The organism is Streptococcus bouchesdurhonensis, from assembly GCF_948472335.1.
The window spans coordinates 1-14,039 of record NZ_CAOKTW010000022.1 but is presented as its reverse complement, the minus strand read 5'-3'; the positions used below and the strand labels follow the sequence as shown (position 1 = coordinate 14,039).

19 protein-coding genes and 1 pseudogene are annotated in these 14,039 nt (G+C 37.1%); 6 read left to right on the top strand and 14 right to left on the bottom strand.

From position 1 onward, the window contains the following. From QMQ21_RS18630 to QMQ21_RS18610, 5 genes are all read right to left on the bottom strand, one after another. Positions 1-800, bottom strand: an 800-nt coding sequence (locus tag QMQ21_RS18630) for a transketolase family protein (protein WP_261814951.1), incomplete at its 3' end; no start/stop codon positions are given. Then, on the bottom strand, positions 797-1,654 hold the full coding sequence (locus tag QMQ21_RS18625) for a transketolase (protein ID WP_033687490.1): 858 nt from the start codon (positions 1,652-1,654) through the stop codon (positions 797-799). The genes QMQ21_RS18630 and QMQ21_RS18625, both read right to left, overlap by 4 nt. Before the next feature lie 3 nt (positions 1,655-1,657). Continuing rightward, positions 1,658-3,004, bottom strand: coding sequence for a PTS ascorbate transporter subunit IIC (ulaA, locus tag QMQ21_RS18620; RefSeq protein ID WP_000975289.1), 1,347 nt, complete (start codon positions 3,002-3,004; stop codon positions 1,658-1,660). A gap of 12 nt (positions 3,005-3,016) precedes the next feature. Next, positions 3,017-3,301 (bottom strand): PTS sugar transporter subunit IIB, encoded by a 285-nt coding sequence (locus tag QMQ21_RS18615; protein ID WP_023947577.1) that lies wholly within the window; start codon positions 3,299-3,301, stop codon positions 3,017-3,019. 3 nt (positions 3,302-3,304) lie between these two features. Beyond that, positions 3,305-5,335 carry a BglG family transcription antiterminator gene (locus QMQ21_RS18610; protein ID WP_261814950.1) on the bottom strand — a complete coding sequence of 677 codons (2,031 nt, stop codon included), beginning with the start codon at positions 5,333-5,335 and terminating at the stop codon, positions 3,305-3,307. A 235-nt stretch (positions 5,336-5,570) separates the two neighbouring features. On the opposite strand from QMQ21_RS18610, the gene QMQ21_RS18605 reads away from it, so the two are divergent. The 5 genes from QMQ21_RS18605 to QMQ21_RS18585 all read left to right on the top strand — a co-directional run bounded on the left by QMQ21_RS18605 (position 5,571) and on the right by QMQ21_RS18585 (position 7,835). Further along, the gene (locus QMQ21_RS18605) at positions 5,571-6,533 is read left to right on the top strand and encodes an SPFH domain-containing protein (RefSeq protein WP_237447289.1); all 963 of its coding nucleotides are present in this window, start codon (positions 5,571-5,573) and stop codon (positions 6,531-6,533) included. A gap of 2 nt (positions 6,534-6,535) precedes the next feature. After that, complete coding sequence (locus QMQ21_RS18600; protein ID WP_000228847.1) at positions 6,536-6,736, top strand: type II toxin-antitoxin system antitoxin; 201 nt, start codon at positions 6,536-6,538, stop codon at positions 6,734-6,736. Between the two features lie 151 nt (positions 6,737-6,887). After that, the gene (gene rpmF / locus QMQ21_RS18595; RefSeq protein WP_000290417.1) at positions 6,888-7,070 is read left to right on the top strand and encodes a 50S ribosomal protein L32; all 183 of its coding nucleotides are present in this window, start codon (positions 6,888-6,890) and stop codon (positions 7,068-7,070) included. A gap of 15 nt (positions 7,071-7,085) precedes the next feature. Beyond that, positions 7,086-7,235, top strand: a complete 150-nt coding sequence (rpmG, locus tag QMQ21_RS18590; RefSeq protein ID WP_001265622.1) for a 50S ribosomal protein L33 — start codon at positions 7,086-7,088, stop codon at positions 7,233-7,235. A 78-nt stretch (positions 7,236-7,313) separates the two neighbouring features. Then, positions 7,314-7,835: an HXXEE domain-containing protein gene (locus QMQ21_RS18585; RefSeq protein ID WP_004269670.1), complete on the top strand. Its 522-nt coding sequence runs from the start codon at positions 7,314-7,316 to the stop codon at positions 7,833-7,835. 37 nt (positions 7,836-7,872) lie between these two features. Here the strand turns inward: QMQ21_RS18585 and QMQ21_RS18580 are convergent, their stop codons facing one another. From QMQ21_RS18580 to QMQ21_RS18545, 8 genes are all read right to left on the bottom strand, one after another. After that, positions 7,873-9,120, bottom strand: a complete 1,248-nt coding sequence (locus QMQ21_RS18580) for a toxic anion resistance protein (RefSeq protein ID WP_000134328.1) — start codon at positions 9,118-9,120, stop codon at positions 7,873-7,875. Between the two features lie 21 nt (positions 9,121-9,141). Continuing rightward, on the bottom strand, positions 9,142-9,948 hold the full coding sequence (locus QMQ21_RS18575; RefSeq protein ID WP_261814949.1) for a coiled-coil domain-containing protein: 807 nt from the start codon (positions 9,946-9,948) through the stop codon (positions 9,142-9,144). A gap of 773 nt (positions 9,949-10,721) precedes the next feature. Beyond that, on the bottom strand, positions 10,722-10,949 hold the full coding sequence (locus tag QMQ21_RS18570; RefSeq protein WP_049500490.1) for a hypothetical protein: 228 nt from the start codon (positions 10,947-10,949) through the stop codon (positions 10,722-10,724). A gap of 36 nt (positions 10,950-10,985) precedes the next feature. Beyond that, positions 10,986-11,228, bottom strand: a complete 243-nt coding sequence (locus tag QMQ21_RS18565) for a hypothetical protein (protein WP_049500488.1) — start codon at positions 11,226-11,228, stop codon at positions 10,986-10,988. 44 nt (positions 11,229-11,272) lie between these two features. Beyond that, a complete protein-coding gene (locus tag QMQ21_RS18560; protein WP_020900513.1) occupies positions 11,273-11,542 on the bottom strand; it encodes a hypothetical protein in 270 nt (89 codons plus the stop codon). A gap of 61 nt (positions 11,543-11,603) precedes the next feature. Continuing rightward, positions 11,604-11,852 carry a DUF7675 family protein gene (locus QMQ21_RS18555; protein WP_192855376.1) on the bottom strand — a complete coding sequence of 83 codons (249 nt, stop codon included), beginning with the start codon at positions 11,850-11,852 and terminating at the stop codon, positions 11,604-11,606. Between the two features lie 130 nt (positions 11,853-11,982). Continuing rightward, the gene (locus QMQ21_RS18550) at positions 11,983-12,243 is read right to left on the bottom strand and encodes a hypothetical protein (RefSeq protein ID WP_142358441.1); all 261 of its coding nucleotides are present in this window, start codon (positions 12,241-12,243) and stop codon (positions 11,983-11,985) included. 25 nt (positions 12,244-12,268) lie between these two features. Continuing rightward, positions 12,269-12,454, bottom strand: coding sequence for a hypothetical protein (locus tag QMQ21_RS18545; RefSeq protein ID WP_004269676.1), 186 nt, complete (start codon positions 12,452-12,454; stop codon positions 12,269-12,271). 462 nt (positions 12,455-12,916) lie between these two features. Between QMQ21_RS18545 and QMQ21_RS18540 the strand changes: the two are divergent. Then, a pseudogene (locus tag QMQ21_RS18540) lies at positions 12,917-13,174 on the top strand (tyrosine-type recombinase/integrase); the annotation flags it as partial. 95 nt (positions 13,175-13,269) lie between these two features. On the opposite strand, the gene rpsD reads toward QMQ21_RS18540, so the two are convergent. Continuing rightward, a complete protein-coding gene (gene rpsD / locus QMQ21_RS18535) occupies positions 13,270-13,881 on the bottom strand; it encodes a 30S ribosomal protein S4 (RefSeq protein ID WP_000092756.1) in 612 nt (203 codons plus the stop codon). Positions 13,882-14,039: the final 158 nt, after the last annotated feature.

Here is a 14,039-nt window from a genome sequence, read left to right as displayed (position 1 = left end):
ATTCCATCATCAGAGAATAATTCACATAAAGCACTGCCAATTCCACCTATCTGATTGTGGTTTTCTACAGTAAATATAGTTTTTCCACTTAACATTGTTTTTATCTGTTCTGGTATCGGTTTGATTCTAAATAAATCTATCACACCTACTGAATAACCTAATTTAGACAGTTCATCCGCAACTCGAATACTTGGAGCAACCATTATGCCAGAAGCAACTATTACAACATCTTCACCGTGTCTTAACTCAATGTAGCCTTTAGAAAAATCTTCTCCACCTTGATATACAGCCTCTGGAGCTTTTCTAATTGTTCGAATATATTTTAGTCCTTTTAAGTCTAATGTCTGGTTCAAGATTTCACGAAATTGGATATCATCAGTTGCTTCAAAAATGATCGATTTAGGAATTAAACGTAACAATCCAATTTCTTCAAATGGCATATGTGTTCCACCATTCATCTCTGCCGTTACTCCTGCATCTGAGCCAATCACAGTGGCATCCAATTGTGCGTACCCAAGAGAAATAAATAATTGATCAAATACTCTTCGTGAAGCAAAAGGGCCAAATGTATGAAGATAAGGTCTAAACCCCTGAATAGATAAACCTGCTGCAAGCCCGACCATTTCTGCTTCCATGATCCCAACATTCACATAACGGTCTCCAAAGTCCTTTTCAAGATTATTAGTAGCCATCGAACTTGACAAGTCTGCTTCTAAAACTACTATATCAGAATAACTTTGGTTAGCTTCTAGAAGGAAATCTCTATACACATGTCGTAATTCTTTCGTACTTCTCATCATTCTGTTTCCTCCAATTCCTGACTTAATCTTTCTACAACTGAAGTTAACATTTGTCTCTCCTCTACAGTAGGGCGAAGATGATGATTGGATTTCATTTCTTCCAGCTCTCGAACTCCTTGACCTTTAATAGTGTCTAATACAATACACTTAGGGGATGAATTATTTGACTGTTTTAATTGGATAATCCCTTCATAAATTTCTCTAATATCTGAACCATTGACCCTAATGGATTCAAACCCAAATGCTGAGAATTTTTCTACAAAATCACCTGGATTACAAATATCCTTTGTAAAACCATCTAATTGTTTTTTGTTATCGTCTACAAATACAATTAAATTAGATAACTGTTGATGAGAAGCAAACTGTATAGCCTCCCAACATTGTCCCTCATTTAACTCACCATCTCCAACAATAGCATAGGTATAAAAGGGACTTTTTCTTATTCTCTGACCATATGCAAGTCCGGTTGCAACACTAATTCCCTGTCCTAAAGAGCCAGTTGTCATATCTATGCCCGGCGTTAGATTTCTATCAGGATGAGACGGTAATTTGGTTCCATTTGTATTTAAAGAATGTAAGAATTCTTTGTCAAAGAAACCATTCAAATAGAGTGTGCTGTACAAAGCTGGTCCAGCATGTCCCTTGGATAAAACAAAATAATCTCTATCTCGTGACGCAAATATTTCTGGAGTCATCGGCATTATTTCACCATAAAGCACTGCTAAAACTTCTACTATAGACAGACTCCCTCCATAATGGCCGAATCCAAGATGATTCAATGTTCTAAGAGTATTTAATCGGATTTTTGTTGCAAATTTTCTTAACTCATCTTCTCTATTTTCACTTAAAATCATCCCTTATTCCTCCTTTGCAGATGGCTTTTTAATAAAGGATACTCCAAACATAACTGCTAGAATAAGAACAAGACCAATAACAATGCCTGCTTGTGAGCCAAATTGATTCAACATTCCTAAAATAATTCCTGATAGACCAAAATCTGCATCTGAGAAAGTTGACCCTTGGAAACCAAGTCCTCCCAAAACTGGCATTAAAAAGACTGGAAGAAAACTAATTAAAATACCTTGTAAAAATGCTCCAATAGTGGCTCCACGAACACCACCAGATGCATTCCCAATGACACCTGCAGTCGCTCCACAGAAGAAATGAGGCACAACGCCTGGTAAGATGACAACCGTTCCTGAAGCAATCATAATTGCCATACTTACTAAACCACCAACAAAACTAGAGATAAATCCAATTAGGACTGCATTAGGTGCATAAGTATAAACAATCGGACAATCCAAAGCAGGTTTTGAATTAGGTACAAGACGCTCTGAAATACCTTTAAAGGCTGGAACAATTTCACCCAAAATAAGGCGAACACCTGCTAAAATAACAAATACACCTGCTGCAAATTGACCTGCTAATTGTAAAGCATAAACTAGACCACTTGTACCATTACTGATTTCTTTTTCTATATATTCTGACCCTGCAAAGATAGCTACAATAATGTAAATAACTGCCATAGATAAAGTAATGCTAACAGTACTATCACGTAAAAAAGCTAAACTCTTTGGAAATTTAATGTCCTCTGTTGATTTTGATTTGTCACCGATAAGGCTACCAGTAAAACCACTCAACCAATATCCCAAAGAACTGAAATGACCTAAAGCCACCTTGTCATTTCCAGTTAATTGAACCATATATTTTTGCACAAATGCTGGGGAAATACTCATAATAATACCGAGCGCTAATCCACCTAGTAAGATAAGAGGCAAACTTGTAAAGCCAGCAACTGATAAAATGACCGCAATCATACACGCCATATATAGAGTGTGGTGCCCTGTTAAAAAGATATATTTGAATCGAGTAAAACGAGCAATTAAGATATTGAATACCATACCTGCAAACATAATCATTGCAGTAGCTGAGCCATATGTGGTTAAAGCTACAGCTACAATTGCTTCATTATTCGGTACAACTCCAGATAAATGAAAAGCATGTTCAAACATGGTACCAAATGGATTCAAAGAATTTTGTACAATTCCTGCACCACCAGATACAACTAAGAAACCAACAAAGGTCTTAATTCCACCTTTAATAATATCAGGTAATTTCTTCTTCTGAAGAACTAATCCTAAGATTGCAATTAAAGCTACTAAAATAGCTGGTGTACTAACAATATCCAATATGAACTTCATCATGACGCTAGCCTCCTAAATAAGTCCTTTTTCTTCACAAAGTTTAGTAATTAATTCTCGTAGTTCATCCATATCAATAATACTATTTAAGATACGAACATCTCCAAGATGACTAGCTGAATCAGCTAGATCACGACCCACAATCCAAATATCAGCTGCATTTGGATCTGCTCCACCTAAATCATAGTGTTCAACTTCTACATCTGAAACATTCAAATCACTCAATACAGATTCAATATTCATCTGTACCATAAAACTTGAACCTAATCCTGAACCACAAGCTGTACCAATTCTTAACATTATCTAATCCTCCTGTTTAATTATCATTTCAATGTCATCATAGTTTTTTGATGATATTAAAGTTTGAACATGATTTTTATCTCTTAAAATTGTTGTTAAATGTGACAAAGCCTTTAAATGACTCTCATTATCAATGGCTGCAATACAAATCAACAATCTTACCTCCTGTTCTGGATTATCCAATAAATAAATCGGTTCTTCCAAAACTAACATTGACATTCCTATTTCATTCACACCTTCATCTGGCCGAGCGTGAGGAATTGCTACTCCCTTCCCTAAATTAATAAAAGGCCCAAACTCTTCTACTTTTTGAATCATTGCCTCAGGGTAGTTCTCAGTTATCTTATGTTGATCCAAAAGCGGTTTAGCTGCTAAACGAATTGCCTCCTTCCATCCTAATTTTTCCGAACTAACCTGATAAGTTTCTTTTGTAATTAATTCTTCTAACAATGGTAACACTTCCTTTCTGTTCATTTCTTGATAGAGATACCTCTTTAATGCTAATTTTAACTCTAATTCTTGTGTGATTACACTATATCGTCTTACTATGCTAATTATCTGATTAAGCTCAATATCTCGATAACCTGTATCTGGGAAATCTTTTGATACCAATTCAACTAACTGTGTTGTTTGTTCTTCCGTCATCATAACAGAAACTAGATAATTTGGCTTCTCTGTATCCACCTTTATAGTAGAAAAAACCATATCATAGTCACTACTAGTTTTCGCATATAAATCATCAATCTTTGAGGTTTCTATAAACTCAATTTGAGGGAATAATGCTAATAGATTCTCTTTTATCATCAATGAAGAACTAATTCCATTAGGACAGATAATTGCTGCTTTATAACATTTTTGAGGCAAATTGTCTGCTTTCTTTAAATATCCTCCAAAATGGATAACAAAATATGCTGTTTCACTATCAGGTATGGGCTTGTCAATAGCGTCCATCAAGGGAGTCAAAGAATCTTTTACTAGTTCAAATAAATCAGGATAATGTTCTTTAACATGCAACACATATTCATTTGAGCTAGGTAAGCCGAACTTTAATCTATAGTAAGCCGGTATAAGGTGGCGGCGAAGATTTTCTCTCAATACTTCTCTTTGTTTAAAATGTAACAAAGAAATATCTTCCATTCTACTTATAATAGCCTCTGTTAATTGATTAAAGTAAACCGGAGCAACATCTACTTCACCTTCAAAGCAACTTGATAATAAAACTGTGACATAGCGATAATCATCCTCTGAAAATACCGTATCTATAATTCCCAAATCAACTACTGTATCTAATAAAATAGTCGTTATATCTTGAATAATAGGAGATACTAGTGTCTCTGAAAGACATACTCTTTCAACATCCCTTTGATACCTACATATAATGAATACTAAACCGAAAAGGCAAACTTTTAATTGATTAACAATAGGTACTATCTGTAGCTTTTCATAATAATCTTTAACTACCTGATCAATCAAATCATAAGTTAATGAATACCCCCAACTGGATAAAACATAATCCAACCCCCAAATCCCTATGGAGGATTCCAGCAACTCACTAACCATTTGAAAAGCTAAACGGTGCTTATTCCACTCTGAACCGTGTAAAGTATAACCTTTTGCTCTACTGTACCCTAGCTCCAAATCATTATCTAACATAATCTTTCTTAATGATTGAATATCAGATAAGGTTGTATTCTTACTTACTTTCAAAAAGTCTTGGTAATGATTATTCGATATAAAATCTAATCGGCAAAAAGTGTAAAGATAGATTAATGCTAAGCGAGTCGACTTTGGTAAAACCAATTCATCCGACTTAATAATATCTGTCAAAGACTGCTTCGTACGATTTGATAAACTATAGCGACCTTGTTTTTTATCCAGCACTATCCCTTTATTAGCTAGATAAGGCACTAAATAATCTATTCCTTCTTTGACTTCCTTTATAGGTAAGCTCACCTTAACAGATAATTCATATAATGATAGCTCACAATGATCCATCAAAGTCATCAAAATAACTAGTGCTCTATAATCAAACATTTCTCTCCCTTTCTAACTACAATTATAGTGTAAAAGTTATAAGAATAAAAGAGTATTTCAGCACAATATAATCTCACCTACTACAAGTAATTATTGGGCTGAAACTTTTTAGTGATTATTTGTCAACTTTCTATTAATTTTTAAAAACAAAATGATATCATTTAGATATCAAATAACAGAGGTCATTCTTATGACTGAAAAACTAATCAATTCATAACCAAATGGTGTATTAGCATTGATTCTCATTGAGTTGACAATCGTACTTGGTATCTTTATATTTAAAATGGGTGTTGGTTCGGAAAACATTTTTGGAATTATTATCGGACCTTTACTAATCGTAATTGCAACGCTAACTCATGCTGGTTTAAAAGTTGTCAAACCTCAGGAGGCTATGGTTCTGACACTCTTTGGTAACTATACAGGTACCATCAAAGAACCTGGCTTTTACTTTGTCAATCCCTTCAGCGTAGCAGTCAACCCTGCAAACCACACTCGACTTGGACAAAGTGGTGATGTTAGCACAAAATCTCCTTTTTCTGGGATGAAATCATCAAATGGCAATGATGTAAATCTTGAAATTGGCAAGAAACAGATTTCCCTCAAAGTCATGACCTTGAGCAATTCTCGTCAAAAAATCAATGATTGTCTAGGAAATCCCGTAGAAATCGGTATCGCGGTAACTTGGAGAGTTGTCGACACCGCTAAGGCAGTTTTCAACGTTGATAACTACAAAGAATATCTTTCATTGCAATGTGATAGCGCCCTCCGAAATATTGTCCGCATCTATCCTTACGATGTGTCTCCTAACGTGGATACTACGGGTGACGGCCAAGCAGATGAAGGTAGTCTCCGTGGCTCTAGCGAAATTGTGGCTAATCGTATTCGTGAAGAAATCCAAAGTCGTGTTGAGGATGCTGGCTTGGAAATCCTTGAAGCACGTATTACTTACCTAGCTTACGCTCCAGAAATTGCTGCTGTCATGCTTCAACGCCAACAAGCATCTGCCATAATTGATGCCCGTAAGATGATTGTGGATGGTGCTGTAGGAATGGTTGAAATGGCACTAGAACGACTCAATGAAGGGGAATTGGTAGAGCTTGACGAAGAACGAAAAGCTGCCATGGTTTCAAATCTCCTAGTCGTCCTCTGTGGCAATCATGATGCACAACCAATTGTCAACACAGGAAGTCTTTACTAAAGATGGTTGAAGCTAAAAAAAAGCAGATCCCCCTTCGACTCTCAACAAAGTTATACGCTGCACTCGCATCATGGGCAGAAGATGACTTTCGTTCAGTCAATGGGCAAATCGAATATCTCCTCACAGAATGTGTCAAACAACGGAAGAAAGACGGAAAATACGTATCAGAAACCATTGACGAACCATTTGAGATTGATATTTAACACCTTCTCCTGTCTGCTAGGTCGGATAGGAGAATTTTTTCATCTTTTTTTGTCAAGTAACTTTACTTTACAAAAAAAATGTGTTATCCTAGTATGGTTGATGAAAATCAGTAGATTGAATCGAATATAAATACCTAAAGGAGAAATCAAAATGGCAGTACCTGCACGTCGCACTTCAAAAGCGAAGAAAAACAAACGTCGTACACACTACAAAGTAACAGCTCCATCTGTAAACTTTGACGAAACTACTGGAGATTACTCACGTTCTCACCGTGTATCACTTAAAGGATACTACAAAGGACGTAAAATCGCTAAAGCTGCATCAGCTGAATAATAGAAGGGAGATACCATGCGCGTAAATATTACACTTGAACACAAAGAATCTGGTGAACGCTTGTACCTTACTTCTAAAAACAAACGTAACACTCCAGACCGTCTTCAATTGAAGAAATACTCACCAAAACTTCGCAAACACGTTGTGTTTACAGAAGTTAAATAAGCATACCTAACTCAAAACGCCTTACTGGGCGTTTTTTGCTTTATTAGTTAGCAATCTATAGCTTTTCAGGAGAGATTTATGGCGTTTTATCTTTGGATGTTCCCTCTACTTTTTATCTTTCACGATATGGAAGAAATTATCGGTCTTGTCCCTTGGATTCATCTCAACGAAACCTTGCTGGCTCAAAAGGCTCCAGCTATTCTCAAGATTCACAAAGGAATTACAACAGAGGGATTTGCCCTTGCTGTTTTTGAGGAGTTTATCATTGTCTTATCCATCACTTTATTAGCGTATTTTAGTCAATCTAGAGCGCTCGAATTAGTTTGGTTGGGTGGATTTGTAGCCTTTGCACTTCATCTCTTTCTCCATATTGGACAATCAATTCTTCTTCGCAAGTATATACCTGCTCTGATCACTTCTATCCTTTGTTTTCCTATCAGTGCTTATTTGATTACAGACATTGTACATTTGTGGCGAGTTTCTACTAGCGAATTTTTCCTATTTTCACTAGTCGGTTCAGGCATCGTCGTCATCAATCTCCTCTTTGCTCTCTGGCTTGGGAAAAAGTATTCCGCCTGGCTTGTCCACAAAAACAAATAAAATCCCCTGCAAATCTACATTACAAGGGACTTGTGTATTATTCTTGTACTTCTTTCTGGGCGGCCTTGCCTTGGTCTAGAAGGGCTTGGACGATTTTCTCATCGCGTAGTTTGACAGAATCGTTGATCATTTCTGCGGACTTGACGATGGTTGTTTCTAGTTGGGCACGTTTCTGGCGACCCAATTCAATAGCTGCGACGATACCTTGGTTTTGAGCTACTAAACTTTCAGCCAGCTTGGTAACAGACTCAACAGCAACTGTCGGGCTTTGGGCAATTCTCTCCATTTGCGGAATCACTTCCTTGCTGGTTTCAGCTAGCATCTGAAGGGCAGCATTATTGGCATTGACAATGGCATCTGCCACGACACCTGATTTCATTGATTGTTGCAAAATACCAAGTTGGGCAATGGAAAGCTTCATTGTTGGAATCGTATTGCGACGAAGCATGCCCAATTTTTGGCGCATATCAGATGACACCTTCACAAGATTGCGCATCTGAGGTGTTGTTGCCCAGGCAACATAGAGACGGCTGACATACTCAGTATGTTGTTGTTCGAGGGTATTGACCACTTCTGCCATGCGGGCCAATTCTTGTGACTTGGTTTGGTATTCTACCGTACTTGTATCGAGTTGGTCAGCTTGGGCCTTCAGTTCGGCAGCGCGCTTGCCAGCTTCTGTCTGACTAGCTTCGATAAAGGAAATCACTCCCACTAGATTTTCAATGGATTTGGTATTGTCCTCAATCAACATCTCAGCAGAGACGATATTTCGAGCTAAGACATCTTCTTGCTTGACCACTGCGGCAGCCATGCCATCGAGCTTTTGCTCCACTGTTTTTGAATCAAAGTAAAATTCTTGTAGGGTATTCTTGCTCTTGTTAAACAATCGTTGCAAAAAGTTTGGCTTCTCTTCTAACTCAGCAATTTCAGCGTTCTTGTATTTAACTACAAAGCCTTGCAACTCACGGTTGGTATTCTTGAGTAGATCATCCACTTGGGGAATCTGCAATTTCTTTTGTTCTGACAAGATACGATTGACCGTATTGTTCACACCTTCTACAGCAGATTGTCCAAAATCCAAAAGAGCATTTTGATTGGTGACAAACTGGTCTACCAATTGGGGCACGTGCGCCTTGATTCCTTCTTGCTGCTCAGGGCTCAACTTTTCAAGGAAGGTCAAGGTCTTGTCCGAGCCAGTATTGGTCTCGATGATTTGGGTTGTTTTATCCACCTTAGCTACCGTATTATTGGCAATCTGGTCAATATCAAAATTAAATTCTGTCATGGTTACTCCTTTGTTTCTAACCTATTCTTTACGATCTTTTTCTAGGATACACAAACTGATATCAAAATCACGCATATCTGTTTCATTGAGTTCTCTCAAGACTTGGTCCAGTTCAAGGTCAAATTGTTCGATGGCTGCTTTAGCTTGTTGCAAGCGTTCTTCTGCTCGATTATAGTTCTTCGGATTGGCCTTAATCTTTAAATAGCCTTCTAAAATCGTTTGGAATTTCTCCATCTTCAAACTATGAATGGCCGTCAATTCTTCCTTATCACCATCAGCAGAGGTGGCAATCTTGTCTAAAATAGCCTGATGATCAATGGCAATATTGGCCAAGGTCTGGGACAATTCTGGAGCTAATTCCTCTGGCTCCGCATTTTCAAGATCTACCTGACTTTCTCTATCCAAACGTTCTAGCTGAACATCGATAGTTGCCCTCACTGTACGAACCTTTTTGTCAATACGGTTGTAGACATCAGCATCGATATAGGACTTGAGACGTTCCGCCTCCTGATGGATTTCCCGCAGTTCGATTAATACTTGATTAGCCAAACTCTTATAGGACTCTGAGCCTTTTTCTACTAAAGTTCCCTCTAATTGCTGAATATCCTTGTCCGCCTGACGAATACGAGCTTTTAAAAGCTCAATCCGATCATCGAGCGAACGATCCTGCAAAAGAGGATAGCGCCAACGTTTATAGAGGCGATAACCACCATAGCCTAGCAGGACACAAGCCGCAAGCGGAAGAGCATATTGAACCAAAAGGCCCAGTAAGAACAAGAAGCCCCAAAAATAGAGACAGCCTTTCCAAAAACCATTACCCGATTTCATAAACATTCCTTATTTTCAATTTATAAGTCTATTTTAGCACAAAAGACAAAAATGAGGGCGGAAATCCCTAGAAAAGAGTTGATTTCTTTGCTGTAGAATGGAGGCTAGAAGCGCGTGGGCTAATTTCAGTAAAGTGGACTCAAACCACAAACACACTCTGAGGAATATCAAAACAAAAGCTTGAAATATCGGAGGGGTTGTGTTAGAATGAAAGCATAAAGGGAAAATAATGCTTCTAGCATATATAACTAAAAAGCCCCACCGTGCCACCGATGGGGTTTTTTGCTACCCTCTAAAAGGGTTAAATGCTACTTGCTACGTCTCTTTATCCATAGCTTGAAAAGCTCAGATAGTACGTTAACAAGTAACGGAGCTAGAAAAAGGGAAAGTAACTCTAGCATATATAACACCTCCCTTCTTTGAATTGAGGGGGCCAGAATATTATATCATACCAGATTTATGTCATCAACATCGTGTCATTCTTGGAATAGATAGACTTATATATACAACTAACCTTACTAACAAATCTCTAAGAAAACCCAGAAATCAACATTTTAAGACAAAGCAAAAAGCCCCTAGATTCATAGCTAAGGGCTGATTGACTTGCAAGGATAGGCAGGACTGTCGGGGCTCCTGCATTTCTCGACCCACTATAAGTGGCGCGTTGGTGACAGATTCTCAACCTCTATCCTTCATATCTTCATTATAGCACTTTTTTCTCAACTTTCAATCCGTGCATTTCAATTTATTACCTATCTTTTCTCTAGTGTCCTTCAACCATATTGCACTTCCACCTCACTCATGATTTCCAGCAAAGTTTTCCCTTCAATCTGTAAAGAAATTAACTCATCAAAAGATGACACTTTAAATTTATTATCTCCAAGTACGACGACAATGTCATAAACAGAATTAGGAAAAATACCACATACTTGACCCTTATAATTAAAAGAAGCGTCCCAACCATTGTCATACAATGCTCGTAAATCATCAAATATTGCCATAATATCTTGATTCTCCTATATAAGATATTCCATAACTTATCCAAAACCGTATGAAAATTTATCCGGCAACTCTTTTCCTAACTTAATACTTTTAGTCAAAGTATCTTTGACAAACGAAGTAAATTGTCCTAAATTATCTCCAACATAGCTATATTCCAAAGTAGTTTTATCGATAGTTGCAATACCTTTACAACCTCCACTCACAATAGAATACTGCCTCTTAGAGGTTCCATCTTCTATTTTGTACATCGTAATAATTTGTTTATCAATCTTTGTCATTTTCTATTTAGTATGAAATAATGCGCTTGAATTATTCTTGATGCTCAAAAATATAATTGCAACAAGGTATCGAAATCGTCTTCGAAAACATTTTGACTATTTTGCTTTATTTGCTCAATGATTTTATCCTTTTTATCTCTGTCCAAAGGGAGTGTTTCAAACGCTTCTTCTTTTACTAAGAATTCGCCATTTTCTCCCTGGAATTCTTTTGTAATTTTTCTAATATGACTCTCGAAATCGATAGATTGAAGTTCTTCGTCGTTGATGTTATCTTCAATCGCATCTAGCAACAAACTGATTGAAATTTTAATCATCTTTAAATACCTTTATTTTCTATTAGCCCTATCTCTAAAAAGCCCAATATAAACGGATTGCTTATAATTTTCTATCTGAGAAAAAATCTCTCCAAAAAGGATTTTCACTATCAAAAATTTCAACCTCTTCTTCAGTCATATTATAAGGATAGTCCTCAAATAAGTTATAAATTTTTTTCTGATCAAAGCTCAATAGATGTTCTCCTATAGAATCTATTTTATCAATCCACCATATTTTTGACTCTTCAGTCTCTTTGTAAAAATCACTGTATCCTTCAAGAAAAGATTCTGCTGTAACGGAGTCACACATCCCATCTAGCAACTCTAAATCATCGCATCCATTCTCATTAAAATCTGTCATTATTCTGACTTTTCCTATCATTTCTTATATGTCTTTTATTAAAAAGACCAGATTCTTACAACAATTTCTAATTGATCCGTTAAGCTTCGCTATCCAATCTCCTAAATACCGCCTCTTTATTCATCAAGTCGTCCTCAGTGTAGTCAATCGCAAATGTATCTATTTCTAAAATTGATTTAGGTGGAGTTGAATGAATCATAGGGACACTACGTACCCTATACTCTTTTTCTCCAATTCTAACAAACTGATTGATTTTCAAATCTGAAAAATCAGGATTCTCAACAGTAATAGAAATAAGACGATGCGCTATTTTATAAACATCAATTATCTTATTTTTCATGTTTAACTTATCCATAATTATTATTTCAATACTTGCGTTCTAGGGAATCAAAACCAATTTTAGATTTAATACTATCAAATAAATCTAAAATAGATTGTGGAGTGTCTTTCTTAAACGATAAAGAAGGTCTATCTTGGTCTGGATAAACTTGGTCAACCCACTCATCAATTTGATTATAAAAAATCAATAACTCTTTGGTTGGTGGTATCATCAAATCTAAAACGAAACCTCCTTTACTTTAACTTCATTATAAACTTTCCTCCTCTAATATTCAATCAACAAGAGATTATTACGATAGCTTTTTAGCTTCTTTTCTACTTCGTCAGTGGTCAAGTTGCTACTCCTTTATGGTATAATTAGTTTAAAGATAAGTGAGGTAGAAATGATAGTGTCGCTACGCAACTTCATAGTATGAGATGACGGGACAGGCACACCGTCCACTACTCTTTGGCGCTTAGATTGTTCTAGGCGTTTTTTGCGTTTTCTCGGCGTTCGCTCTTGGTTCAAGTCCATTCTCCATACCATTTGGTAAGGAATTAAGAGAGATTTTTATCTCTCTTATCTCCTTGTCATTCTGCGAGCAACTAAGGCAAGTTATTACTTTGCTTATCTGCTTATCATTTTGTAAGCAACAAAACCAAAAGAACAGACTTTTAAACTTCTCTCATTCCCTCAATACCCAAACAATAGAACACTAGCCACTCGTTTAAACACACGTTTCAAACATGCTGGTGTACCTAATATTGGTTTCCACGGTTTTAGACACACACACGCTAGTCTTTTGCTAAACTCTGGAATACCGTATAAAGAATTGCAACACCGTCTAGGTCATTCTACACTAGCTATGACTATGGACACTTACAGTCATCTCTCCAAAGAAAAAGCAAAAACAGCCGTCTCATTTTATGAGAAAGCTGTAAGTTCGTTATAAGTGATGACAAAAATGATGACAAACCCAGAAATCAACGTTTTAAGACAAAGCAAAAAGCCCACTGTTGTAGGCTTTCTGTAAGATATTTCTTAAAATTAAAGCATTTTGTTGTAGAATTCAACGACAAGTGCTTCGTTGATTTCTGGGTTGATTTCGTCGCGTTCTGGCAAGCGAGTCAATGAACCTTCCAATTTTTCAGCGTCGAATGATACGAATGCTGGACGTCCAAGAGTAGCTTCTACTGCTTCAAGGATAGCTGGAACTTTCAATGATTTTTCACGAACTGAGATCACTTGACCTGGAGTTACGCGGTATGATGGGATATCAACGCGTTTTCCGTCAACAAGGATGTGACCGTGGTTTACGAATTGACGAGCTTGACGACGAGTAGTCGCAAGACCAAGACGGTAAACAACGTTATCCAAACGACGTTCCAAAAGAAGCATGAAGTTGAAACCTAGGATTCCGCCTTTGATTTTTGTAGCTTGTACGAACAAGTTACGGAATTGTTTTTCACCTACACCGTAAGTGAAACGAAGTTTTTGTTTTTCAGCCAATTGCAAACCGTATTCTGACAATTTAGAACGGTTGTTTGGTCCGTGTTGTCCTGGTACGTAGTTACGACGTGCCAATTCTTTACCTGTACCTGTAAGTGAAAGGCCAAGGCGACGAGCTTGTTTCCAAGATGGTCCTGTATAACGTGACATGTGAATGTCCTCCTGATATAAATAATATTTCGGTGGAAATAGTCACTTAGAAAGCCCTGATTCGTGCAGATGCCCTTCGCCTAAACAGCCAAGGTTACTTATCATAAGACACCTGTTGACGAGCTTCATGCTTTCCTGCTGATATTTCACACAAAATC

Bases quoted from the DNA above. Each gene is read 5' to 3' on its own strand.
- QMQ21_RS18600 (WP_000228847.1), top strand. From the start codon at position 6,536: ATGGTTGAAGCTAAAAAAAAGCAGATCCCCCTTCGACTCTCAACAAAG.
- QMQ21_RS18610 (WP_261814950.1), bottom strand. From the start codon at position 5,335: ATGTTTGATTATAGAGCACTAGTTATTTTGATGACTTTGATGGATCAT.
- rpmG (WP_001265622.1), top strand. From the start codon at position 7,086: ATGCGCGTAAATATTACACTTGAACACAAAGAATCTGGTGAACGCTTG.
- QMQ21_RS18575 (WP_261814949.1), bottom strand. From the start codon at position 9,948: ATGAAATCGGGTAATGGTTTTTGGAAAGGCTGTCTCTATTTTTGGGGC.
- QMQ21_RS18625 (WP_033687490.1), bottom strand. From the start codon at position 1,654: ATGATTTTAAGTGAAAATAGAGAAGATGAGTTAAGAAAATTTGCAACA.
- QMQ21_RS18585 (WP_004269670.1), top strand. From the start codon at position 7,314: ATGGCGTTTTATCTTTGGATGTTCCCTCTACTTTTTATCTTTCACGAT.
- QMQ21_RS18565 (WP_049500488.1), bottom strand. From the start codon at position 11,228: ATGACAAAGATTGATAAACAAATTATTACGATGTACAAAATAGAAGAT.
- QMQ21_RS18545 (WP_004269676.1), bottom strand. From the start codon at position 12,454: ATGATACCACCAACCAAAGAGTTATTGATTTTTTATAATCAAATTGAT.
- rpmF (WP_000290417.1), top strand. From the start codon at position 6,888: ATGGCAGTACCTGCACGTCGCACTTCAAAAGCGAAGAAAAACAAACGT.
- rpsD (WP_000092756.1), bottom strand. From the start codon at position 13,881: ATGTCACGTTATACAGGACCATCTTGGAAACAAGCTCGTCGCCTTGGC.
- QMQ21_RS18615 (WP_023947577.1), bottom strand. From the start codon at position 3,301: ATGTTAAGAATTGGTACAGCTTGTGGTTCAGGATTAGGTTCAAGTTTT.
- QMQ21_RS18550 (WP_142358441.1), bottom strand. From the start codon at position 12,243: ATGAAAAATAAGATAATTGATGTTTATAAAATAGCGCATCGTCTTATT.
- QMQ21_RS18555 (WP_192855376.1), bottom strand. From the start codon at position 11,852: ATGTGTGACTCCGTTACAGCAGAATCTTTTCTTGAAGGATACAGTGAT.
- QMQ21_RS18580 (WP_000134328.1), bottom strand. From the start codon at position 9,120: ATGACAGAATTTAATTTTGATATTGACCAGATTGCCAATAATACGGTA.
- QMQ21_RS18560 (WP_020900513.1), bottom strand. From the start codon at position 11,542: ATGATTAAAATTTCAATCAGTTTGTTGCTAGATGCGATTGAAGATAAC.
- ulaA (WP_000975289.1), bottom strand. From the start codon at position 3,004: ATGATGAAGTTCATATTGGATATTGTTAGTACACCAGCTATTTTAGTA.
- QMQ21_RS18570 (WP_049500490.1), bottom strand. From the start codon at position 10,949: ATGGCAATATTTGATGATTTACGAGCATTGTATGACAATGGTTGGGAC.